The organism is Ramlibacter sp. bp-362, assembly GCF_054956735.1.
This window is the reverse complement of record NZ_JBUDXE010000003.1, coordinates 354,393-376,718: the sequence shown is the minus strand read 5'-3', so window position 1 is coordinate 376,718 and position 22,326 is coordinate 354,393. Positions and strand designations below refer to the sequence as shown.

19 protein-coding genes are annotated in these 22,326 nt (G+C 70.9%); all 19 read left to right on the top strand.

Annotated features, from left to right (window positions below; genetic code table 11):
• The first annotated feature begins 6 nt into the window (after positions 1 to 6).
• Positions 7 to 1,566: an indolepyruvate oxidoreductase subunit beta family protein gene (locus ACY0MJ_RS06195; RefSeq protein ID WP_462637460.1), complete on the top strand. Its 1,560-nt coding sequence runs from the start codon at positions 7 to 9 to the stop codon at positions 1,564 to 1,566.
• Positions 1,563 to 2,534, top strand: coding sequence for a PDR/VanB family oxidoreductase (locus ACY0MJ_RS06190; RefSeq protein WP_462637459.1), 972 nt, complete (start codon positions 1,563 to 1,565; stop codon positions 2,532 to 2,534). The genes ACY0MJ_RS06195 and ACY0MJ_RS06190 overlap by 4 nt, the downstream gene beginning before the upstream one ends.
• Before the next feature lie 10 nt (positions 2,535 to 2,544).
• Entirely contained in the window at positions 2,545 to 3,861 is a 1,317-nt protein-coding gene (locus ACY0MJ_RS06185; protein ID WP_462637458.1) for an aromatic ring-hydroxylating dioxygenase subunit alpha, read from the top strand.
• Between the two features lie 8 nt (positions 3,862 to 3,869).
• Positions 3,870 to 4,349 (top strand): aromatic-ring-hydroxylating dioxygenase subunit beta, encoded by a 480-nt coding sequence (locus tag ACY0MJ_RS06180; protein ID WP_462637457.1) that lies wholly within the window; start codon positions 3,870 to 3,872, stop codon positions 4,347 to 4,349.
• Positions 4,349 to 5,971 (top strand): AMP-binding protein, encoded by a 1,623-nt coding sequence (locus tag ACY0MJ_RS06175; protein ID WP_462637456.1) that lies wholly within the window; start codon positions 4,349 to 4,351, stop codon positions 5,969 to 5,971. The genes ACY0MJ_RS06180 and ACY0MJ_RS06175 overlap by 1 nt, the downstream gene beginning before the upstream one ends.
• A complete protein-coding gene (locus ACY0MJ_RS06170; protein WP_462637455.1) occupies positions 5,968 to 7,137 on the top strand; it encodes a thiolase family protein in 1,170 nt (389 codons plus the stop codon). Before ACY0MJ_RS06175 ends, ACY0MJ_RS06170 begins: the two co-directional genes overlap by 4 nt.
• On the top strand, positions 7,134 to 8,387 hold the full coding sequence (locus tag ACY0MJ_RS06165; RefSeq protein WP_462637454.1) for an SDR family NAD(P)-dependent oxidoreductase: 1,254 nt from the start codon (positions 7,134 to 7,136) through the stop codon (positions 8,385 to 8,387). Before ACY0MJ_RS06170 ends, ACY0MJ_RS06165 begins: the two co-directional genes overlap by 4 nt.
• 2 nt (positions 8,388 to 8,389) lie before the next feature.
• On the top strand, positions 8,390 to 9,187 hold the full coding sequence (locus tag ACY0MJ_RS06160) for a cyclase family protein (protein ID WP_462637453.1): 798 nt from the start codon (positions 8,390 to 8,392) through the stop codon (positions 9,185 to 9,187).
• Positions 9,184 to 9,912 carry an SDR family oxidoreductase gene (locus ACY0MJ_RS06155; RefSeq protein ID WP_462637452.1) on the top strand — a complete coding sequence of 243 codons (729 nt, stop codon included), beginning with the start codon at positions 9,184 to 9,186 and terminating at the stop codon, positions 9,910 to 9,912. Before ACY0MJ_RS06160 ends, ACY0MJ_RS06155 begins: the two co-directional genes overlap by 4 nt.
• Before the next feature lie 14 nt (positions 9,913 to 9,926).
• The gene (locus ACY0MJ_RS06150; RefSeq protein ID WP_462637451.1) at positions 9,927 to 11,075 is read left to right on the top strand and encodes an ABC transporter substrate-binding protein; all 1,149 of its coding nucleotides are present in this window, start codon (positions 9,927 to 9,929) and stop codon (positions 11,073 to 11,075) included.
• Positions 11,076 to 11,085: 10 nt separating this feature from the next.
• Positions 11,086 to 12,396 carry an aromatic ring-hydroxylating dioxygenase subunit alpha gene (locus tag ACY0MJ_RS06145; protein WP_462637450.1) on the top strand — a complete coding sequence of 437 codons (1,311 nt, stop codon included), beginning with the start codon at positions 11,086 to 11,088 and terminating at the stop codon, positions 12,394 to 12,396.
• A gap of 7 nt (positions 12,397 to 12,403) precedes the next feature.
• On the top strand, positions 12,404 to 12,865 hold the full coding sequence (locus ACY0MJ_RS06140; RefSeq protein WP_462637449.1) for an aromatic-ring-hydroxylating dioxygenase subunit beta: 462 nt from the start codon (positions 12,404 to 12,406) through the stop codon (positions 12,863 to 12,865).
• A 41-nt stretch (positions 12,866 to 12,906) separates the two neighbouring features.
• Positions 12,907 to 14,067, top strand: coding sequence for an ABC transporter substrate-binding protein (locus ACY0MJ_RS06135; protein ID WP_462637448.1), 1,161 nt, complete (start codon positions 12,907 to 12,909; stop codon positions 14,065 to 14,067).
• The gene (locus ACY0MJ_RS06130) at positions 14,068 to 15,123 is read left to right on the top strand and encodes a branched-chain amino acid ABC transporter permease (protein WP_462637447.1); all 1,056 of its coding nucleotides are present in this window, start codon (positions 14,068 to 14,070) and stop codon (positions 15,121 to 15,123) included.
• A complete protein-coding gene (locus ACY0MJ_RS06125) occupies positions 15,120 to 16,955 on the top strand; it encodes a branched-chain amino acid ABC transporter ATP-binding protein/permease (RefSeq protein ID WP_462637446.1) in 1,836 nt (611 codons plus the stop codon). Before ACY0MJ_RS06130 ends, ACY0MJ_RS06125 begins: the two co-directional genes overlap by 4 nt.
• Complete coding sequence (locus ACY0MJ_RS06120) at positions 16,952 to 17,683, top strand: ABC transporter ATP-binding protein (protein WP_462637445.1); 732 nt, start codon at positions 16,952 to 16,954, stop codon at positions 17,681 to 17,683. The genes ACY0MJ_RS06125 and ACY0MJ_RS06120 overlap by 4 nt, the downstream gene beginning before the upstream one ends.
• The gene (locus tag ACY0MJ_RS06115) at positions 17,673 to 19,304 is read left to right on the top strand and encodes an ATP-dependent acyl-CoA ligase (RefSeq protein WP_462637444.1); all 1,632 of its coding nucleotides are present in this window, start codon (positions 17,673 to 17,675) and stop codon (positions 19,302 to 19,304) included. Before ACY0MJ_RS06120 ends, ACY0MJ_RS06115 begins: the two co-directional genes overlap by 11 nt.
• An 8-nt stretch (positions 19,305 to 19,312) precedes the next feature.
• Complete coding sequence (locus ACY0MJ_RS06110; protein ID WP_462637443.1) at positions 19,313 to 20,077, top strand: SDR family NAD(P)-dependent oxidoreductase; 765 nt, start codon at positions 19,313 to 19,315, stop codon at positions 20,075 to 20,077.
• Positions 20,078 to 20,161: 84 nt separating this feature from the next.
• Positions 20,162 to 22,216: a response regulator gene (locus ACY0MJ_RS06105; RefSeq protein ID WP_462637442.1), complete on the top strand. Its 2,055-nt coding sequence runs from the start codon at positions 20,162 to 20,164 to the stop codon at positions 22,214 to 22,216.
• Positions 22,217 to 22,326 lie beyond the last annotated feature (110 nt).

The following is a 22,326-nucleotide window of genomic DNA, read 5'->3' as shown; positions in this document are numbered from 1 at the left end:
ACCCGCATGAACACGGTGCAGCCGATCAAGATCGCCATCCTCGCCATGGGCGGGGAGGGCGGCGGCGTGCTGGCCGACTGGATCGTCGACCTCGGCGAAGCCAACGGCTACATCGCGCAGACCACTTCCGTGCCGGGCGTCGCCCAGCGCACCGGCGCGACGATCTACTACGTCGAGATGTTCCCCCGCGCGCAGGCGGAGCAGGACGGCGGCCACCCGGTGCTGGCGCTGATGCCGCTGCCGGGCGACGTGGACGTGGTGCTGGCCTCCGAGCTGATGGAAGCCGGCCGCGCCGTGCAGCGGGGGCTGGTGACGCCGGACCGCACCACGCTGATCGCGTCGACCCACCGCGTGTACGCCATCGCGGAGAAGACGGCGATGGGCGACGGCCGCGCCGATAGCAACAACCTGCTCGCGCATGCGGAAGCGGCCGCGCGCCGCTTCGTGCGCTTCGACATGGCGCAGGCGGCGGAAGAGGCGGGCAGCGTGATCAGCGCCGTGCTGTTCGGCGCGCTCGCCGGCACCGGGGTGCTGCCCTTCAGCCGCGCGCAGTTCGAAGCGACCATCGAGCGCGGCGGCGTGGGCGTGAAGGCGAGCCTCGCCGCCTTCGGCGCCGCCTACGCCCGCGCCAGCGGACCGCAAACCAGCGAAGCACCCGCGCCGACGCCGGTGCAGCCCGTGGGCACGCCGCGCGACCCGCAGGTGCGCGCGCTGCTGGAGCGCGTGGCGAAGGAGTTCCCGGAGGCGGCGCGGCACGTGCTGGTCGAAGGCGTGCGCCGCCTGGTCGACTATCAGGACCCGGCCTACGCCGGCCTGTACCTGGACCGCCTCGCACGCGTGCAGCAGCTGCCGCAGGACGGCGAGGCGCACCTGCTGGTGGAGACCGCGCGCCACCTGGCGCTGTGGATGTCCTACGAGGACACGGTGCGCGTGGCCGAGCTGAAGACGCGCGAGGGCCGCTTCCGGCGCGTCGGGGAGGAAGTGCACCTGAAGCAGGACCAGCTGGTCGCGATCAGCGAATACATGCACCCGCGGGTGGAGGAGATCTGCGACACGCTGCCGGCCGGCCTGGGCCGCTGGCTGGCGGGTTCCGGTGCCCCGCGGCGCCTGCTGGAGCGCTTCACGCGCAAGGGCCGGGTCGTGAAGACCAGCTCGCTGGGCGGCTTCCTGCTGCTGTACACGCTGGCGGGCCTCAAGCGCTGGCGGCGCGGGTCGCTGCGCTACCAGGTCGAGAACGCCCGCATCGAGGACTGGCTGGCCCGCATCGCCGCGGCCGCCACCATCAACCCGCAGCTCGCGACCGAACTCGCCCAGTGCCAGCGCCTGGTCAAGGGCTACAGCGACACGCACGCGCGCGGCCTGCGCAATTACGAGACGCTGGTCGACGCCGTGCAGCGCGCCGGCGCCCGCATCGCGCCGGCGACCGTGCGCGAGCTGCGCGACGCGGCGCTGGCCGACGAGCACGGCGACAAGCTGCGCATCCTGCTGCAGCGGCATGCGCTCGCCGCGGCGGCCCAGCCCGCGCCGGCGGCGCAGCCGGCCCGCATCGAGGAAGCCGTCCAATGACGTTCGCGCTGCGGGTCGCCGAGGCGCGCGACCTGAATCCCCTCATCCGCCTGCTGCGCCTGCGCGCGCAAGACGGCGCCGTGCTGCCGGGCTACACCGCCGGCGCCCACGTGCGGGTGCAGGTGCGACTGCCGGAAGGCAAGACGGACTGGCGCCACTACTCGCTCGTGAGCCTCGCCACGGATGCCGACCTGGCCGCCCCGCGCGAGTACGTCATCGCCGTGCGGCGCGAGGATGAGGGCCGCGGCGGTTCGCGCTTCATGCACCAGGTGCAGGCGGGCGACACGCTCACCGTGGAGCCGCCGAAGAACGAATTCCCCCTGCACGCGGGTGGCGGCTGCGCCGTGCTGGTCGCCGGGGGCATCGGCATCACGCCGCTGGCCACGATGGCCGCGCGATGCAAGGCGGCCGGGCAGGCCGTGCGCCTGCACTACGCGGGCCGCAGCCGCGAGCTGATGGCCTTCCTGCCGGAACTGCAGGCGCTCCTGGGCGAGGACCTGCGCGTGCACGCCGACGCGGAAGCCGGCGCCCCGCTGGACGTCGACGCGCTGCTCGCCGGCTGCGGCGAAGCCGACCAGCTCCACGTCTGCGGCCCCAAGCCGCTGCTGGACGCGGTGCTGGCGAAGACGCAGGCGCGCGGCTGGACGCACGAGCGCGTGCACTTCGAGCTGTTCACCACCCCCGTGGCCGAGGCCGGCGACCGTCCGTTCGAGGTGGTGCTGTCGCAGTCCGGCCAGAGCTTCGAGGTGCCGGCGGACCAGACCCTGCTGGACTGCCTGATCGCGCACGGCTGCGACCCGATGTTCGACTGCAAGCGCGGCGAATGCGGCGTCTGCACCGCCACCGTGCTGGAAGGCGAGGTGGACCACCGCGACTACTTCCTGAGCGACGCCGAGAAGGCTTCCGGGAAGGTGATGCAGGTCTGCGTCTCGCGCGCGCGCGGGCCGCGGCTGGTCCTGGACATGTAAGGAGCGAATGGTGACGACGAACTACCGCGGCAATCCCGAGGCGGTGCGCGCCCTGGTCCAGCCGGACCGCGTGCACCGCGACCTGTACATCAGCCAGGAAGTGTTCGAGCTGGAGCAGGAGCACTTCTTCGCCAACACCTGGAACTACGTCGGCCACGACAGCCAGATCCCGAAGAACGGCGACTACATCACCAACGAGATCGGCGGCCGCCCGCTGATCATCGTGCGCCACACCGACGGCAGCGTGCGCGTCATGATGAACCGCTGCGCGCACAAGGGCTCGCGGCTGGTGAGCGACGCCTGCGGCAACACCGGCAAGTTCTTCCGCTGCCCCTACCACGCCTGGACCTTCAAGACCGACGGCGCGCTGCTGGCGATCCCGCTGAAGAACGGCTACGAGGGCACGCGCCTGTCGGAATGCGAGAGCGCCAAGGGCCTCGTGACCGTGCCCAACGTGCGCGTGTACCGCGGCTTCATCTTCGTGAAGCTCAACGACGCCGGCCCCGGCTTCGAGGAGTACTTCGGCGAGTCGCTCAGCTCCATCGACAACATGGCCGACCGCTCGCCCGAGGGCGAGCTGGAGATCGCCGGCGGTTGCCTGCGCTTCGTGCACCAGTGCAACTGGAAGATGTTCGTCGAGAACCTGAACGACACCATGCACCCCATGGTGGCGCACGAGTCCTCGGCAGGCACGGCCAAGAAGATGTGGGCCGACAAGCCCGCCGACCTGCCCAAGCCGATGGCGATCGAGCAGTTCGTCCCCTTCATGTCCGACTACAAGTTCTTCGAGGACATGGGCGTGCGGGTCTACGACAACGGCCACAGCTTCTCGGGCGTGAACTTCAGCATCCACAGCAAGTACTCCGGCATCCCGGCGTACGAGGAGGCGATGCTCAAGGCCTACGGCGAGGAACGCACGAAGCAGATCCTGGGCCTCACGCGCCACAACACGGTCTACTACCCCAACCTGACCATCAAGGGCGCGATCCAGGCCATCCGCGTGGTGAAGCCGATCGCGGCCGACAAGTGCGTGGTGGAAAGCTGGACCTTCCGCCTCAAGGGCGCGCCGCCGGAGCTGCTGCAGCGCACCACCATGTACAGCCGCCTGATCAACTCGCCGTTCTCGGTGGTGGGTCACGACGACCTGCAGGCCTATCGCGGCATCCAGGCCGGACTGCACGGCAGCGGCAACGACTGGATCAGCCTGCACCGCAACTACGACGAGAGCGAGATCGGCAAGGCGGAGGTGACCACCAACGGCACCAGCGAGATCTCCATGCGCAACCAGTACCGCGCCTGGGCGAAGTACATGACGCTGACGATGTGAGGATGGCCATGGAACCGACCCGCCAGGACCTGATCGACTTCGTGGTGCGCGAGGCGCGCCTGCTGGACGCCAAGAACTACGAGGCGTGGAACGCGCTGTTCACCGAGGACGGCATCTACTGGGTGCCGCTGGTGCCCGACCAGCCGGACGGCATCAACCACACCTCGCACCTGTACGAGGACAAGCTGCTGCGCGACCTGCGCGTCGAGCGCCTGAAGAGCCCGCGCGCCTTCTCGCAGCAGCCGCCCAGCCGCTGCCATCACCTGCTGCAAACCCCTACGGTCGAAACCTTCGACCCGGCGGCCAATCAGTACGTGGTGCGCACCGAGTTCCACTACACCGAGGCCCAGGGCGACGAACTGCAGTTCCTGGTGGGCCACTGCCTGCACCACCTGGTGGTGCAGGACGGCGCGCTGCGCATCCGGCTGAAGCGGGTGAACCTGCTCAACCCCGACGCCGCCCTGCAGGCGGTGCAGCTGTTCATCTGATGACGACCGTCCACCAGCGCTTCGCCGCCACCGCCGCGCGCGCGCCGGCGAGCGAGTTCCTGTTCGTCGACACGGTGACGGCGCAGGCCTACGGCATCGCCGCGAGACCCGTCACCTGGGGCGAAGCGGCGGCGGAAGTGGAGCGCCTGCGCGCAGGCTATGCGGCCGCCGGCTATGGCCATGGCCACCGCGTCGGCCTGCTGCTGGAGAACCGTCCGGCTTTCCTGTTCCACTGGTTCGCCCTCAACGCGCTGGGCGTGAGCGTGGTGCCGGTGAACGCGGAGATGCGCTCGGCCGAACTGGAATACCTGGTGGGGCACAGCGAAATCTGCCTGGCCGTGACGCTGCCGCAGCGGGCGGGGGATCTGCAGGCGGCCGCAAGGACCGCGGGCGTGGCGATGGGCACCTGGGATGCGGCGGAGATCGCTGCCTTGCCGAAGGCGCCGACCACGCCGCCGGTGGAGGGCCACCCCGGCCTCGCGACCGAGTGCGCGCTGCTCTACACCTCCGGCACCACCGGCCGGCCCAAGGGCTGCATCCTCTCCAACGAATACTTCCTCCGTGCGGGCGACTGGTACGCGGGCCTCGACGGCGTCTGCTCGGTGCGTCCCGATGCCGAGCGCATCATCACGCCGCTGCCGCTGAACCACGTGAACGCGATGGCCTTCTCCACCATGGTGGTGCTGACGGCGGGCGGCTGCCTGGTGCAGCTGGATCGCTTCCATCCCAGGAGCTGGTGGCAGAGCGTGCGCGACAGCCGCGCGACCATCGTGCATTACCTGGGCGTGATGCCGGCGATGCTGCTGTCCGCGCCCGCCTCGGAGGCCGACCGCGCGCACGCCGTGCGCTGGGGTTTCGGCGCCGGCGTGGACCGCAAGAACCATGGTGTCTTCGAGGAGCGCTTCGGCTTCCCCCTGGTGGAGGCCTGGGCGATGACCGAGACCGGCGCCGCCGCCTGCGTGATGGCCAACCACGAGCCGCGCCACATCGGCCAGAGCTGCTTCGGCAAGGCGGAGTCCTTCGTGGAGATCCGGCTGCTGGACGAGGCCGGCAACGAAGCCGCGCCCGGCGTCCCCGGCGAACTGCTGGTGCGCTCCAGCGGCCCCGATCCGCGCCGCTACTTCTTTTCCGGCTACCTGAAGGACGAAGCCGCGACGGCCGAGGCCTGGGCCGGCGGCTGGTTCCACACGGGCGACATGGTGAAGCGCGACGCGGCGGGCCACCTGTACTTCATCGACCGCAAGAAGAACGTGATCCGCCGCAGCGGCGAGAACATCTCCGCCGTGGAAGTCGAGAGCGTGCTGAACCAGCACCCGGCGGTCAAGAGCGCCGCCGTCGCCGCGACACCGGACGAACTGCGCGGCGACGAGGTGCTGGCCTGCATCATCCCGCGCGACCCGGTGCCCGCGGCCGAGCGCGAGGCGCTGGCCGCCAGCATCGTGCGGCACGCGCTGGCGCAGCTGGCCTACTACAAGGCGCCGGGATATGTCGCCTTCGTGCCCGAGGTGCCGCTCACGCCCTCGCAGAAGATCCAGCGCGGCCAGCTGCGCGAGCTCGCACGGGCGCTGCCCGGGCAGCCGCACTGCGTCGACACGCGCGGCCTGAAGAAGAGGGCGCCATGAGCCGACGCCAGTCCTACGAAGGCGTCGCCGTCGCCGTGCCGGTGACGGTGCCCTACGTGCGCTACTCCACGCACAACGCCCACTGGTTCATCGGCCAGGCACTGCAAGCGCTGGTCCGCGAGTCCGGCATCGCCAAGGAACAGATCGACGGCCTCACCATCAGCAGCTTCTCGCTGGTGCCCGACACGGCCGTCGGCGTGACGCAGCACATGGGCGTCTCGCCGCGCTGGCTGGACCACATCCCCACCGGCGGCGCCTCCGGCGTGATGTCGCTGCGCCGCGCCGCCCGCGCCGTGCAGGCGGGCGACGCCGACATCGTCGCCTGCGTGTCGGCGGACACCAACCACGTCGATTCCTTCCGGCTCACGCTGGGTTCCTTCAGCAACTTCGCGCGCGACGCCAGCTACCCCTACGGCTCGGGGGGCCCCAACTCGATCTTCGCCATGATCACGGCGAACTACATGCGCACCTACGGCGCGCGGCGCGAGGACTTCGGCCGCATCGCCGTGGCCCAGCGCCGCAACGCGCTGCTCAATCCCAATGCCCTGTTCAAGAAGCCGCTGACGCTGGAGGAGTACATGGGCGCGCGGCCGATCTCCGACCCGATCCACCTGTTCGACTGCGTGATGCCCTGCGCCGGCGCCGAGGCCTTCCTGGTCATGCGCGAGGAGCGCGCCCGCGAGCTGGGCTTGCCGCACGTGCTGGTGCGCGGCGCGATCGAGCGGCACAACGCCTACTCGGACGACCCGATCATGGTGCGCGGCGGCTGGCGCATGGACCGCGAGGACCTCTACGCGCAGGCCGGGGCGAAGCCGGACGACGTCGACTTCGTCCAGACCTACGACGACTACCCGGTCATCGTGATGATGCAGTTCGAGGACCTGGGCTTCTGCGAGAAGGGCGAGGGCCCGGCCTTCGTGCGCGCGAAGAGCACCACCTTCGACGGCGACTTCCCCAACAACACCAGCGGCGGCCAGCTCTCCTGCGGCCAGGCCGGCGCGGCCGGCGGCTTCCTGGGCATGACCGAGGCGATCCGCCAGCTCACCGGCCAGGCCGGCGAGCGCGCGGTGAAGGATGCCCGGCTGGGCCTGGTCACCGGCTTCGGCATGGTGACCTACGACCGGTGCCTGTGCACGGGCGCCGTGCTGCTCGGGAGATCGTCATGACCATGCCGCTGATGAAGCCGAAGCGCAAGAACCCGGTCCTGCGCACCCGGCAGATGAACCTGCCGCCCTGGGCGCGCGGCCGCGTCGCGCAGGGCATGACGGCGGCGGCCGCCGAGGGCCGCTTCGAGCTGCAGGTCTGCAAGGACTGCAGCGCCGTGCAGTACCCGCCGCGCGAGGCCTGCCACCAGTGCCTGTCGCCGCGGCTGCAGTGGAAGCCGCAGTCCGGCGCGGGCCAGCTGCTGGCGAGCACGACCCTGCACCACAGCAACGACCTGTTCTTCCGCGAGCGCCTGCCCTGGCGCCTGGGGCTGGTGCAGCTGGATGCGGGCCCTTCCATCATGGTGCACCTGCACGGCGAGGTGGGCGACGCGCCCACGCGCGTGCACGTCGGCGCCCGCCTGGACCGCGCCGGCCAGGCGGTGCTGATCGGATTTCCCCCCGACGGGAGCGAACACATGGCAGACGACAGGATGCTGCGAGAAATGACGAGCGACCCCAAGTTCCGCAAGGTGCTGGTCACAGACGGCAAGACCGCCGTGGGCCAGGCCATCGTGCAGGCGATGGTGAAGGCCGGCGCCGAGATCGTCTGGGTGGGCCACGCCGAGCCGTGGAAGAAGCTGCCCGGCTTCGACGACATCACCGCCCTGCCGCAGGTCACGCTGGTGCCGCTGGACCTCACCAACGGCAAGTCGGTGACCGAGCTGGCCGGCTCCATCGGCGGCAAGGTGGACATCGTGATCAACAACGCCGAGGTGCACCGCGCCTTCGGCATCTCCGGCCGCCGCGGCACCGACGTCGCGCGGATGGAGATGGACATCAACTACTTCGGCCTGCTGCGCCTGGCGCAGGAGTTCGGCCCGGCGCTGCGCGGGCGTTCGGCCGACGGCGTGACGCATGCGGCGGCCTGGGTGAACCTGCTGTCGATCTACGCGCTGTCGAACTTCCCGCCGCACGGCACCTTCTCCGCCTCCAAGGCCGCGGCGCTGTCGCTCGCGCAGTGCCTGCGCGCGGAGATGCGCCCGGCCGGCATCCGCGTGATCAACCTGTTCCCGGGCCCGATCGACGACGAGTGGAACCAGAACCTGCCGCCGCCCAAGGTGGCGCCGGCGGCGCTGGCCAGTGCCATCGTCAAGGCGCTGAAGGAAGGCATCGAGGACGTCTACCCCGGCGACGTCGCCCAGGAATGGCTGGAGCGCTGGCGCGACAACCCCAAGGTGCTGGAGCGCGAACTCGCTTCGGGCGGGAGCTGAACATGACACAGGCAACGAACACCGTGCTGGGCGCCGTCGCGATGGCGCTCGCCAGCGGCCGCATCCGCGTGGTGGACCTCACGCAGACGCTCACGCCGGAATTCCCGCAGATCGCGCTGCCGCCCGAGATGGGCCAGTGCTGGCCGTTCCGCATCGAGGAGGTTTCGAAGTACGACGACCGCGGCCCGGGCTGGTACTGGAACAACTTCTCCTGCGGCGAGCACACGGGCACGCACTTCGACGCGCCCATCCACTGGATCTCCGGCCGCGACCTGCCGAACAACTCGGTGGACACGATCCCCGTGCAGAACTTCGTGGCGCCGGCCTTCGTGATCGACTGCTCCGAGGAAGTGAAGAAGGACCCGGACTACCTGCTCACCGTGGAGGACATCGAGCGCTTCGAGCAGGCGCACGGCCGCATCACCCCCGGCGCCTGGGTGCTGATGCGCACCGACTGGTCCAAGCGCACCGACCCCGAGGCCTACCAGAACTTCGACGAGACCGGTCAGCACACGCCCGGCCCCAGCACCGAAGCCGTGCAGTTCCTGGTCGAACAGCGCCAGGTGCTGGGCTTCGGCTCCGAGGCGATCGGCACGGACGCGGGGCAGGGCTACCACCTGCGGCCGCCTTACCCCTGTCACTACTTCATGCACGGCGCCAACCGCTACGGGCTGCAGTGTTTGACGAACCTGGATCTGTTGCCGCCCACGGGGACGCTGCTGATCTGCCCGCCGCTCAAGATCGAAAAGGGTAGCGGCAGCCCCCTGCGGGTGCTGGCGCTGGTGGAGGACAAGCCATGAAGGTCAACAAGGTGGCCGCCGTCACGGGCGGCAGCGCGGGCATCGGCAAGGCGATCTGCGAATCGCTGCTGGCGCAGGACTACGAGGTGATCTCGCTGGCGCGGCGCAAGAGCGAAACGAGCCATCCGCGCCTGCACAGCATCGAAGTGGACCTGTCCGACCGCGCGGCGACGGCGCAGGCCGCGCGCGAGATGGCGCAGCGCTTCGAGGTGACGACGATCGTGCACAACGCCGGCGTGATCCGCCCGGCGCTGCTGCCGGAGGTCGAACTGGAAGACCTCGACGCGCTGATGAACCTGCACCTGGGCTCGGCCGTGCTGCTGGTGCAGGCGGCCCTGCCGACCATGCGCGCGCGCCAGTTCGGCCGCATCCTGCTGATGTCCTCGCGCGCGGCCCTCGGCGCCCAGACGCGCACGAGCTATTCCGCCACGAAGGCCGGCATGCTGGGCATGGCCCGCACCTGGGCGCTGGAACTCGCGCGCGACGGCATCACCGTCAACGTAGTGGCCCCCGGGCCCGTTCACACGGAGATGTTCTACGACGTGATCCCGGCCGGCAGCGAGCGCGAGCAGAAGCTCGCCGCCTCCATCCCGGTGGGCCGCGTCGGCGAACCGGGCGACGTCGCCCGCGCCGTGTCCTTCTTCATCCATCCCGAGGCCGGCTTCATCACCGGCCAGACCCTGTATGTCTGCGGAGGCGCGAGCCTCGGCAGCATCGCCCTCTGACCCGCAGGAGAACCATGCAAGCCGTGAAGACCATCGCCGCCGCCGTCCTGGGCGCGGGCCTCGCACTGAACGCGTTCGCCGCCGACCTCAAGGTCGGCTTCATCACCTCGCTGTCCGGGCCCGTGTCCTCGCTGGGCATCCCGTACGCGAAAGGCATCCAGGCCGGCGCCGCCCACCTGCCCACGGTGGCCGGCCGCAAGGTGCAGCTGATCCAGCTGGACGACGCCTCCGATCCTTCGACGGCCGCGCGCAACGCGCGCAAGCTGATCGCCGAGGACAAGGTGGACGTGATCATCGGCACGGCCGGCTCGCCCGGCGCGCTGGCGATCGCCGCCGTCGCCCGCGAGACGAAGACGCCGCTGATCTCCATCGCCAATGCCAACCTTCCCGGCCCCGACGGCGAGTGGATGGTGACGCTGCCGCAGCCCGCGCCGCTGATGATCAACGCCGTCGTCGAGCGCATGAAGGCGAGCGGCGTCAAGACCGTGGGCTACATCGGCTTCTCCGACGCCTGGGGCGACCTGGTGTACGACTCGCTGGTGCCCGCCGCCAAGGCCGCCGGCATCCAGGTGGTCGCGAACGAACGCTACGCCCGCGCCGACAGCTCGGTGACGGGGCAGGTGCTGAAGATCGTCGCGGCGCACCCGGACGCCGTGCTGACCGGCACCTCCGGCACGCCGGGCGCGCTGCCCTACCGTGCGCTCGCCGAGCGCGGCTGGAAGGGCCAGATCTACGGCACGCACGCGCTGATCAATCCCGACTTCGTGCGCGTGGGCGGTTCCTCCGTCGACGGCCTGCTGGCGCCCACCGGCCCGGTGATCGTCGCCGAGCAGCTGCCCGCATCGAACCCGATCCGCAAGGTGTCGATGGACTTCCGGGCCGCCTACCAGAAGGTCCACGGCGCCGTGCCGACGGACGCTTTCTCCGCCTACTCCTATGACGCCTGGCTGCTGTTCGCCGACGCGGCGCAGCGCGCGGCCGCCAAGACCGAACCGGGCACGCCGGCTTTCCGTACCGCGCTGCGCGACGCGATCGTGAACACCAAGGAGCTGGTGGGCACGCACGGCGTCTACAACTTCAAGCCCGACAACCGCTACGGCTCCGACGAGCGCTCGCGCGTGATCGTCAAGCTGGACAAGGGCCAATGGAAGCTGGTGCCCTGAGGAGCAGCCGGTGAAGCCCACGCGCAAGCAGATCCTGGCCCTGGTGCAGGAGGATCGCGTCCACCGCGACCTGTACCTGAGCGAGGAGCTGTTCGCGCTGGAGCAGCGCCATTTCTTCGCCAACACCTGGAACTTCGTCGGCCACGCGAGCCAGGTCCCCGAGCCGGGCGACTGGATCACCGTCGAGATCGCCGGCCAGCCGCTGCTGATGGTGCGGCAGGCCGACGGCGGCATCCGCGTGCTGAACAACCGCTGCGCGCACAAGGGCATGCCGCTCGCCACCGACGCGAGCGGCCACGCCGGCAAGTTCCTGCGCTGCCCCTACCACGCCTGGACCTACAAGCTGGACGGCTCGCCGCTGGCCGTCCCCATCAAGAACGGCTACGAGGGCACGCGCCTCGCGGACTGCGAGTCGGGCCAGGGCCTGGGCGCGCCGGCGCACGTGGCGGTCTACCGCGACTTCGTGTTCTGCAAGATCAACGAAGGCGGTCCGGATTTCCGCGCCTACTTCGGCGAGGTGCTGGGCGCGATCGACAACCTGGTGGACCGCTCGCCGGTCGGCCGGCTGAAGGTGGAAGGCGGCGTGCTGCGCAACGTCATCCACTGCAACTGGAAGATGTACCTGGAGAACATCAACGACACCGTGCACCCGCAGTCGGCGCACGAGTCCGCGACCCAGGCCGCCAACCGCCTGTGGCAGGGGAAACCGGCCGATGCGCCCAAGCCGATGGCAATGGAGCAGATCCTGCCCTTCGGCGCCGGCTACGACTTCTTCGATCGCATGGGCGGCCGCGTCTACCCCAACGGCCACAGCATGCTGGGGGTGAACTTCAGCATCCACTCGGGCTACGCCCAGGTGCCGGAATACGAGGCGGCGCTGGTCGCCGCGCACGGGGCGGAGCGCACGGCCGAGATCCTGCAGCGCTCGCCGCAGAACTCGGTGTGCTTCCCCAGCCTGTCGGTGAAGAGCTCGCCGCAGGCGATCCGCGTCATCCGGCCGCTGGCGGCGGACCGCACGCTGGTGGAGGCCTGGAGCCTGCGGGCCGAGGGTGCGCCCGACTTGCTGTTCGATCGTTCCCTGACGTACAACCGCCTGGTGTTCTCGCCGATGTCGGTGGTGGCGCACGACGACGTGCACCTGTTCGAGAGCATCCAGCAGGGCCTGAAGGCCGGACGCAACGACTGGGTGAGCCTGCACCGCGACTTCGACCGTGCCGAACTGGAAGGCGGCACACGGGAAGTGAACGGCACCAACGAGCTGCTGATGCGCAACCAGTTCCGCGCCTGGGCGCAGTACATGACCGCCGACCTGCCGGAGTAGCGCCACCATGTCACCGCAGGACTTCATCGCGCACGAGGCGCGCCTGATCGACGAGCAGCGCTTCGACGAATGGCTGGCGCTGTTCGCCGAGGACGGCCGCTACTGGGTGCCGCTGGCGGGCGCCGCGCAGGAAGAGGGCGCGGCGTACAACGCGCTCGCCGACGAGGACCGCCTGCTGCTGTCGCTGCGCGTCGAGCGGCTGAAGAACCCGAAGGCGCATTCGCAGCATCCGCGCAGCCGCTGCCAGCACGTGCTGCAGGCCTCGCGGCAGGTGGCCGGCGACGCGGATACGTGCGAGCTGCGCACGCCCTTCCTCTACATCGAATCGCGCGGCGCGCGCCAGCTGCTGCTGGCGGGCTCCGCGACCCACCGCCTCGTGCGGGTGGGCGACCAATGGCGCATCCGTCTCAAGCGGGTCGACCTGCTGGACGCCGGCGAACCCTTGCCGGCGATCCAGCTTTTTCCTTGAGTCTTTCCCGTGCACCAGACCAAACCAACAGGAGACACACGATGAATGCTCTCACCCGCCGCGCCCTCTTCGGCGCCGCCCTTGCCTTCGGCCTCGCGGCCGGGGCCGCCGCCGCCGACCTGAAGGTGGGCCTCAGCGTCTCGCTGTCCGGCCCGAACTCCTCGCTCGGCGTCCCGTATGCCAAGGGCATGCAGGCCGCCGTGGCCTACAAGCCCGAGATCAACGGCCGCAAGGTGCAGCTGATCGTGCTGGACGACAACTCCGACCCGACCACCGCCGGCCGCAACGCCCGCAAGCTGATCGAGGAGGACAAGGTCGACGTGATCATGGGCACGTCCGGCGTGCCCGCCGCCATCGCGATGGCGCAGGTCGCGCGCGAGCTGAAGACGCCCATGATCGGGCTCACGCCCATCATCCTGAAGGGCGCCGACCTCGACTGGACGGTCACCGTCGCCCAGCCCACGCAGCTGATGGTGGACGCGGTCGTCGAGCGCATGAAGAAGAACGGCGTCAAGACCGTCGCCTACATCGGCTTCTCCGACGGCTGGGGCGACCTGGTGTACGACGCGCTGATGAAGGCGACGGCGCCGGCCGGCATCAAGGTGCTGACCAACGAGCGCTATGCCCGCGCCGATTCCTCGGTGACGGGCCAGGTGCTGAAGATCATCGCCGCGCATCCCGACGCCGTGATGACCGGCGGCGCCGGCACGCCGGGCGCGCTGCCCTACCTGGCGCTGGCCGCGCGCGGCTACAAGGGCCCGATCTACGGCCAGCACGGCCTGATCAACTCGGACTTCATTCGCGTCGGCGGCGCCGCCGTCGAAGGCACGCAGGTGCCCACCGGCCCGATCATCGTCGCCGAGCAGCTGCCGGCGAACTATCCGACCAAGAAGGTGGCGCTGGACTTCCGCAACATCTTCCAGAAGGTGAACAACGCGCCGACCACCGACGCCTTCTCCGCCTATTCCTTCGACGGCTACCTGGTGTTCGCCGACGCCGCCGCCCGCGCGATGCAGGCGACCAAGGCCGAATCGGGCACGCCCGAGTTCCGCGCCGCGCTGCGCGACGCGATCATGTCCACCAAGGAAGTGGTGGGCACGCACGGCGTCTACAACTTCAAGCAAGGCCAGCTCTATGGAGTGGACGAACGCGCCCGCGTGATCGTCACGCTGGACAAGGGCCACTGGAAGCTGGTTCCGTAAATGAGCTGGGACGTCGCACTCATCCTGGGCATCGACGGCCTGGCCAACGGGGCGGTGTACCTGCTGGCCGGCCTGGGCCTGGTGCTCATCTTCTCGGTGACCCGGGTGGTGTTCGTCCCCTTCGGCGACGTCGCCGCGTTCTCGGCGTTGAGCCTGGCCGCGTTCGAAACCCATCGCGTGCCGCCCACGATCGGCCTGGTGCTGACGCTGGCGGTGCTCGCGGTCGCCGCCGAGAGCTACGCGCTGTGGCGGCGTGGCGAGGCCGCGGCCATTCCGCGCGCGGTGCTGGGCTGGGGCGTGCTGCCGGCCTTGCCCTGCGCGCTGGCCTGGGCCGTCTCGGGCCAGCAGCTGCCGCATGCCGTCTTCATCATCGTCGCGATCCTGCTGGTGGTGCCGATCACGCCGCTGGTGGCGCGGCTGGCGCTGCAGCCCATCGCCGATGCCTCGGTGCTGGTGCTGCTGATCGCCTCGCTGGCGCTGCACTTCCTGCTGTCCGGGCTGGGCCTGCTGTTCTTCGGGCCGGAAGGCTCGCGCACGGCGCCGCTCGCCGAGGGCGCGCTGGCGCTGGCCGGCGGCTTCTCGGTCAGCGCGCAGGTCCTGCTGATGCTGGCGGCGGCCGTGGTGCTGAGCGCCTTGTTCTTCCTCGCCTTCGAGCGCACCGTGGTCGGCAAGGCGCTGCGCGCCACCGCCGTCAACCGCGTGGGCGCGCGCCTCGTGGGCATCCGGCCGGCGCGCACGGCGCTGCTGGCCTACACCTTCGCCTCGCTGCTGGCCGGCCTGATCGGCGTGCTGGTGGCGCCGGTGACGACCATGTACTACGACTCCGGCTTCCTGATCGGCCTGAAGGCCTTCGTGGCGGCCATCATCGGCGGCCTCGTGAGCTATCCGCTCACCGCGCTGGGCGCGCTGGCCGTCGGCATCGTGGAGAGCTTCGGCTCCTTCTGGAGCGGCGCGCTGAAGGACGTGATCGTGTTCAGCCTGCTGATCCCGGTGCTGATGCTGCGCTCGGCCATGATGCGGCACCCCGAGGAAGAAGCCGAGGAGCTGGACCAATGACGCAGCGCCGCCGTCATTTTGCGCTGGTGGGTGCCGTGGTCGCACTGGTGGCCGTCGCGCCGGCCTTGCTGGGGAACTTCGGTGTCAGCCTCTTGAACGACATCGGCATCGGCGCGCTCGTCGCGCTCGGCCTGGTGCTGCTGACGGGCGTGGGCGGCGCGACGTCCTTCGGGCAGGCGGCCTTCGTCGGCATCGCGGCCTACGCGAGCGCCTGGCTCACCACCGTGCATGGCGCCTCGCCGTGGCTGGGCTTGCCCTTCGCCCTGCTGCTCACGGGCGGCGCCGCGCTCTGCATCGGCCTGCTGACGCTGCGCCTGGGCGGGCACTTCCTGCCGCTGTCCACCATCGCCTGGGGCCTGTCGATCGCCATGCTGTTCGGCAACATCGATGCGCTGGGCCGCCACACGGGCATGTCCAACGTGCCGGCGCTGAGCATCGGGCCGTGGTCGCTGGTCGATCCGCGCGCGATGTACTTCCTGATCTGGGCGATCGTGGGCTTGGCCTGCTGGTTCAGCTACAACGTGCTGGCTTCCCGCAGCGGCCGCGCGATCCGCAGCCTGCGCGGCGGCAACACGCTGCTGGCGAGCGTGGGCGCGGACGCCTTCCGCGTGCGCCTGTGGCTGTTCGTGCTGGCGGCGCTGCTGGCCGGCATCGCCGGCTGGCTGTACGCGCACAAGAACCGCTTCGTCAGTCCCTCGCCCTTCGACGTGCGCGCCAGCATCGAATACCTGCTGATGGTGGTGGCGGGCGGCCTGGGGCAGTTGAGCGGCGCTCTGGTGGGATCGGCTCTCGTGCTGATCATGAAGAACGCGCTGCAGGACGTGCTGCCGCTGCTGTCGCAGCGCGGCGGCCAGCTGGAGGCGGTGGGCTTCGCGCTGCTGTTCATCCTGCTGCTGCACCATGCGCGCGGCGGCCTCATGGGCTTCGTGACGCGCTGGACGCGCGGGCGCTTCGCGCCGGCGGTGGCGGTGCGCCCGCCGGAAGCGCCGCCGCTGCCGCGGCGCACGCTGCCGCCACGCGGCGAGAAGCTGCTGGCAGTGCGCAACGCGGTCAAGCGTTTCGGCGGCCTGGTGGCGGTGAACGACGTCAGCTTCGAGGTGCGCGCGGGCGAGATCGTCGGCCTGATCGGCCCGAACGGCGCCGGCAAGTCCACGATGTTCAACCTGCTCACGGGCACGCTGGCGATGACCAGCGGCCACGTGGAGTTCCTGGGCCAGGACGTCACCGGGCTGGCCCAGCGCACGATCGCCAACCGCGGCATGGCGCGCACCTTCCAGCACGTGAAGCTGCGCCCGCACATGAGCCTGCTGGACAACGTGGCGCTCGGCGCCCACGGCCGCACCCGCGCCGGCTTGCTGGCCGCGGGCCTGCGCCTGGACCGGCGCGAGGAAGCGCAGATCCTGGCCGAGGCCTGGCGGCAGCTGGAACGCATCGGCCTGGCCGGGCGCGCGCACGAACTCGCGGGCAGCCTGCCGCTGGGCACGCAGCGCATCCTGGAGATCGCCCGCGCGCTGGCGGCCGACCCGGTGTTGCTGGTGCTGGACGAGCCGGCCGCGGGCCTGCGCCGCAAGGAGAAGCAGGAACTGGGCGAGCTGCTGCGCAAGCTGCGCGCCGAGGGCGTGACCATCCTGATCGTCGAGCACGACATGGACTTCGTGATGAAACTGGTGGACCGCCTGGTGGTCATGAACTTCGGCTCCAAGCTGACCGAGGGCGAGCCGGCGATGGTGCGGGCGGATCCGGCGGTGCAGGCCGCTTACCTGGGCGGCGCCGTCGCCGCGCCGGCGGCGCCTGCGGAGCCGGCGCGCAAGGTCGCGGGGGCGCCGGCATGAGCGCGGCGATGCTGGAGATCCAGGACCTGCACGTTTCGTACGGGCAGGTCGATGCGGTGCGGGGCGTGTCGCTCACCTTGCAGCCGGGACAGATCGTCTCGGTGATCGGCCCCAACGGCGCCGGCAAGACGACGCTGCTGGCCGCCGCCATGGGCCTGCTGCCGTCCAAGGGGGGATTGCGCTTCGAGGGCGAGAGCCTCGATGGGCTCGACGTGGAAGCGCGCGTCGAGCGCGGCCTGTGCCTGGTGCCGGAGAAGCGCGAGCTGTTCGGCGAACTGACCGTGCTGGACAACCTGATGCTGGGCGCCTTCTCGAGGAAGCTGCGCGGCTCGGCGCTGAAGAGCCGGCTCGACTTCGTCTACGAGCGCTTCCCGCGCCTGGGTGAGCGCCGCGCGCAGCGCGCCGATACGCTCTCGGGCGGCGAGCGGCAGATGCTGGCGCTGGGGCGCGCGCTGATGTCCTCGCCGCGCCTGCTGATGCTGGACGAGCCGAGCCTGGGCCTCGCGCCGCTGATCGTGCAGGAGATCCTGGCGATCGTGCGCGGCCTGCGCGGCGAGGGCGTGTCCATCCTGCTCGTGGAGCAGAACGCGCGCGCGGCGCTGGACAGCTCGGACCATGGCTACGTGCTGGAGACCGGCGAGGTCGCCCTGAGCGGCGCCTCGGCCGACCTCGCGGGCGACCCGCGGGTGCAGGCCACCTACCTCGGCGGGGCCACCGATGAAGACTGAGTGGCTGCTGCCGCCGGGCGAGCGCACGGTGCCCGCCTTGCTGCAGCGGCAGGCGCAGCGGTTCGGCGACCGGCCCTTCCTGGAGATGCCGGGAGCGCAGTGGCGGCACAAGGATGCGGCGGAAGTGGCGGCGCGCCGCGGCGGCGCGTTGCGGGCCGCGGGCGTGGGGCGCGGGGATCGCGTGGCGATCATGTGCTCCAACCGCGTGGAGTTCCTCGAGACGGTGCTGGGGTGCGGGTGGATCGGCGCGGTGGCCGTGCCGGTGAACAGTGCGTCCATGGGGCCGCAGATCGGGTACCTGCTGGCGGACAGCGCGGCGCGGTTCATGGTGATCGAGGAGGGGTTTCTTCCGAGGTTGGAGACGGCGGAGCTGGGGCGGACGGCGTTGGAATGCATGTGGGTGGTCGGTGGGGTTCGCTTCGCTCACCGCCACCCTACGGGCGCCGCATTCGTAGGGCGGGGTGAGCGCAGCGAACCCCACCGACCGGCACCGCGCATCGAACCCTGGCCCGCTGCCGGCGAACCCATCCCCGCCGAACCCGTCCTGCCCTCCGACCCGCTCGCCATCCTCTACACCTCCGGCACCACCGGCCCGTCCAAGGGCGTGCTGTGCCCGCACGCGCAGTACTTCTGGTGGGGCGCCAACACGGCGAGCGTGCTGGGATTGCGCGAGGACGACGTGCTGTGCACGACGCTGCCGCTGTTCCACATCAACGCGCTCAACACCTTCGCGCAGGCCGCCGTCGTCGGCTGCCGCGTCACGTTCCTGGAGAAGTTCTCCGCCTCCGGCTTCTGGCCGGCGATGGCGCGCAGCGGCGCGACGGTGGTGTATCTCCTCGGCGCGATGGTCCCCATCCTGCTGGCGCAGCCGCCAGGCCCCGCGGAGCGCGACCACCGCGTGCGCATCGGCCTGGGCCCCGGCGTCCCCGCGTCGGCCGGCGCGGCGTTCCATGAGCGCACCGGCGTCACGCTGCTGGAAGGCTACGGTTCCACCGAGACGAACTTCGTGATCGCCACCGCGCCCGATGCGCCGCGGCGCGGCGTCATGGGCTGGCTGCGGCCCGGCTTCCATGCGCGCGTGGTGGACGAGGCCGACAACGAGCTGCCCGCCGGCGAGGCCGGCGAGCTGGTGCTGCGCGCCGACGAGCCCTTCGCCTTCGCGTCCGGCTACTTCGGCAAGCCGCAGCAGACGGTGGACGCCTGGCGCAACCTGTGGTTCCACACCGGCGACCGCGTGGTGCGCGAGGCCGACGGCGCCTTCCGCTTCGTCGACCGCATCAAGGACGCGATCCGCCGCCGCGGCGAGAACATCTCGTCCTGGGAAGTGGAGCAGGTGCTGCTGGCGCATCCCGCCGTCGCCGCCGTCGCGGTGTTCCCCGTGCGCTCCGAACTCGCGGAAGACGAGGTCATGGCCGCCGTGGTGCTGCGCGAGGGCGCCGTGCTGCAGGCGGCCGAACTCGCCGCCTTCTGCGACGCGCGCCTGCCGAAGTTCGCCGTGCCGCGCTACGTCGCCTTCGAGACCGAGCTGCCCCGCACCGAGAACGGCAAGGTGCAGAAATTCCGGCTGCGCGAGCGCGGCGTCCCGCCCGGGTGCTGGGACCGCGCCGCCGCGGCCCACTGAAAGGGATCATGCTGCTGAAGGGAAGACACGCCCTGGTGACCGGCGCCGCGCGCGGCATCGGCGCCGCCATCGCGCGCACGCTGGCCGAAGAGGGCGCCACGCTCACGCTGCTGGGGCGCCGGCGCGAGACGCTCGCCGCGCTGGCGCGCGAGCTGCCCGGCGCGCATGGCCTCGTCGTGGCCGACATCGCCGATCCGGCGCAGGTGCAGGCCGCCTTCGCCGAGGCGCGCGCGGCGCGCGGGCCGATCACCGTCCTCGTGAACAACGCCGGCCAGGCGGAGAGCGCGCCGTTCGCCAGAACCTCGCTGGAGCTGTGGCAGCGCATGCTGGGCGTCAACCTCACCGGCAGCTTCCTGTGCGCGCAGGCGGCGCTGCCCGACATGCTGGCGGCAGGGCAGGGCCGCATCGTCAACGTTGCCAGCACGGCGGCGCAGAAGGGCTACGCCTACGTGAGCGCCTATGTCGCGGCCAAGCACGGCGTGCTGGGGCTCACGCGTTCGCTCGCGCTGGAGGTGGCGCGCAAGGGCATCACGGTCAACGCCGTGTGCCCCGGCTACACCGAGACCGACATCCTGCGCGAGAGCATCGCGAACGTGGTGGCGAAGACGGGACGCAGCGAGGAAGAGGCCCGCGCCGGGTTCGCCTCGGGCAACCCGCAGCAGCGCATCGTGCAGCCGCAGGAAGTGGCCGACGCCGTGCGCTGGCTGTGCGGTTACGGCGCCGCGGCGATCACCGGGCAGGCGATCTCGGTTTCGGGCGGGGAGGTCATGTGAGCTTCCGCGTCGGATGGGCTGGCACTTGAGTGTTGCGCTTCCGCGGCGAGCCTCCATAATGGTCCGCGGAAGGAGGCAGCGGCCGTGCGCCTGAACGAGGAGTCCGCTTCGTGGTGGCCGAGCTCGGATCCGCGGGAGCACGCCGACGGCTTCGTCGAGGCGCACCGGCAGCGCATCTTCATGGGCCTGTCGGTGGCCGGCACGGTGCTGCTGGGCCCCTTCGCCGTCAACAACTTCTTCCAGGACCGCCCGATCCTCGGCGTGGTCACCAGCGCGTTCGTGATCGGGCTGCTGGTCAACGCCTTCGCCATCGCGCGCTCGGGCCGGCCGGTGGTCCCGGCCACCGCGATCTTCCTCGCCTCGCTGTTCGGGCTCGCCTTCGCGATGTACCACAACGGCCTGATCGGCGTGCTGTGGGTCTACCCGGGCATCCTGCTGTTCCACTTCATGCTGCCCCGGCGGCGGGCCAACCTGTTCAACGTGACGCTGATCCTGGTCACGATCCCGCTCGCCTGGATGCACCTGGGCGCTGCCCTCACGACGCGCGTGGCGGTCACGCTGCTGCTGCTGGTCGTCTTCGCCAACCTCTTCTCCCACATCGCCAACACCCAGCACGCCCGCGAGGCGAAGCAGCGCGACCGGCTGGACAACCTCGTGCGCCAGCTGGAGGACCAGAACACGGCCCTGCGCGAAGCCTTCCGCCTGCGCGAGGAAGTGGAGCGCATCGCCCGGCATGACCTGAAGACGCCGCTGGCCAGCATCGCCTCGGTCCCGCGGCTGCTGCGCGAGCGCCATCCGCTCTCGCCCGAGGACGACGAGCTGCTCGGCACGGTGGAGCGTGCCGCCCTGCGCGTGCTGAGCATGGTCAACCTCTCGCTGGACCTGTTCCGCATGGAGGAGGGCACCTACCGGCTGCGCGCGCAGGCGGTGGACCTGGCGGCGCTCGCGCACACGGTGCGGCGCGAGCTGCTGGCGCACGCGCGCTCCAAGGGCGTGCGGCTCGCGCTGGACCTGCCCGACGAACCCGTGTACGCGCAGGGCGAGGACCTGCTTTGCTACGCGATCCTCGCCAACCTGCTGAAGAACGCGCTGGAGGCCTCGCCCGAGGGCGCGGAGGTGAAGCTCACGCTGCGCCGGCAGTTCGACGGCAACGGCGACTGCGTCGCGCTGGACATCCACAACGAGGGCGAGGTGCCGCCGGGCGCGCGCGAACGCTTCTTCGAGAAGTACAACACGGCGGGCAAGCCGGACGGCAGCGGCCTGGGCGCGTACTCGGCGCGGCTGATGGCGCGGGTGCAGCGCGGCGCGCTGCGCATGGCATCGGGCCCGGAGGGCACCACGCTGTCCCTGCGCCTGCCGATCTGGCACGCGGCACCGCCGCTGCAGGTGACCGCGCCGGCGGTCCCGCGCGGCGTGCAGGCGCCGAGCCTGCCGCCGCTGTCGGTGCTGGTCGTGGACGACGACGAATACAACATCGTCGTGCTGAAGAGCCTGCTGCCCAGCCCGCCGCTCACCGTGCGCACCGCCGTCAACGGGCGCGCGGCGTTGCAGCTCGTGGAGCAGTCCCGGCCCGACGTGATCTTCCTGGACGTGGAGATGCCCGTCATGGGCGGGCTGGAAGCGGTGCGGCAGGTCCGCGCGCTGCAGGCGCAGCGCGGCGAGGCGCCCAGCCGCATCGCCGCCTTCTCCGCCCACGATGACGAAGGGACGCGCCGCCAGTGCCTGGACGCCGGCTTCGACCTCTACCTCGCCAAGCCCGCCTCGCGCGAGGAAGTCTTCGCCGTGCTCACGGGCCAGGACCCGGCCACCGTGGCCCCGGCCGCAGCGCCGGCCGACGACCGCATCTGGATCGATCCCGGCCTGCTGCCGCTGATGGACGAATTCCTCGCCTCCCGCCGGCAGATGGCGGAGGACCTCGCCGCGGCCGTCGCCGCCGGCGAGCGCGAGACCATCCGCGCCACGGCGCACAAGCTCGCGGGCAGCCTGGCCATGTACGGCTTCCGCGACGCGAGCCGGGCCAGCCGCGCGCTGGAGCAGGCGGCCGGCAGCGAGGACCTGGAAGCGCTGCGGCGGCGCTGCGACGCGCTCGGGACCCTGCTCGCCAGGGCGAAGCCGGCCGCCCGGCCGCTCGCGGCCTGAGCTGTTGGCGACATCGGCGCAAGCCCCGGCTTGCGCCCGCGCAACACCCCCGTGCCACCTGCACGCATCCCGCGCGCGGCCGGGAAGTTCCGAAACATTGCGTCGCTAGA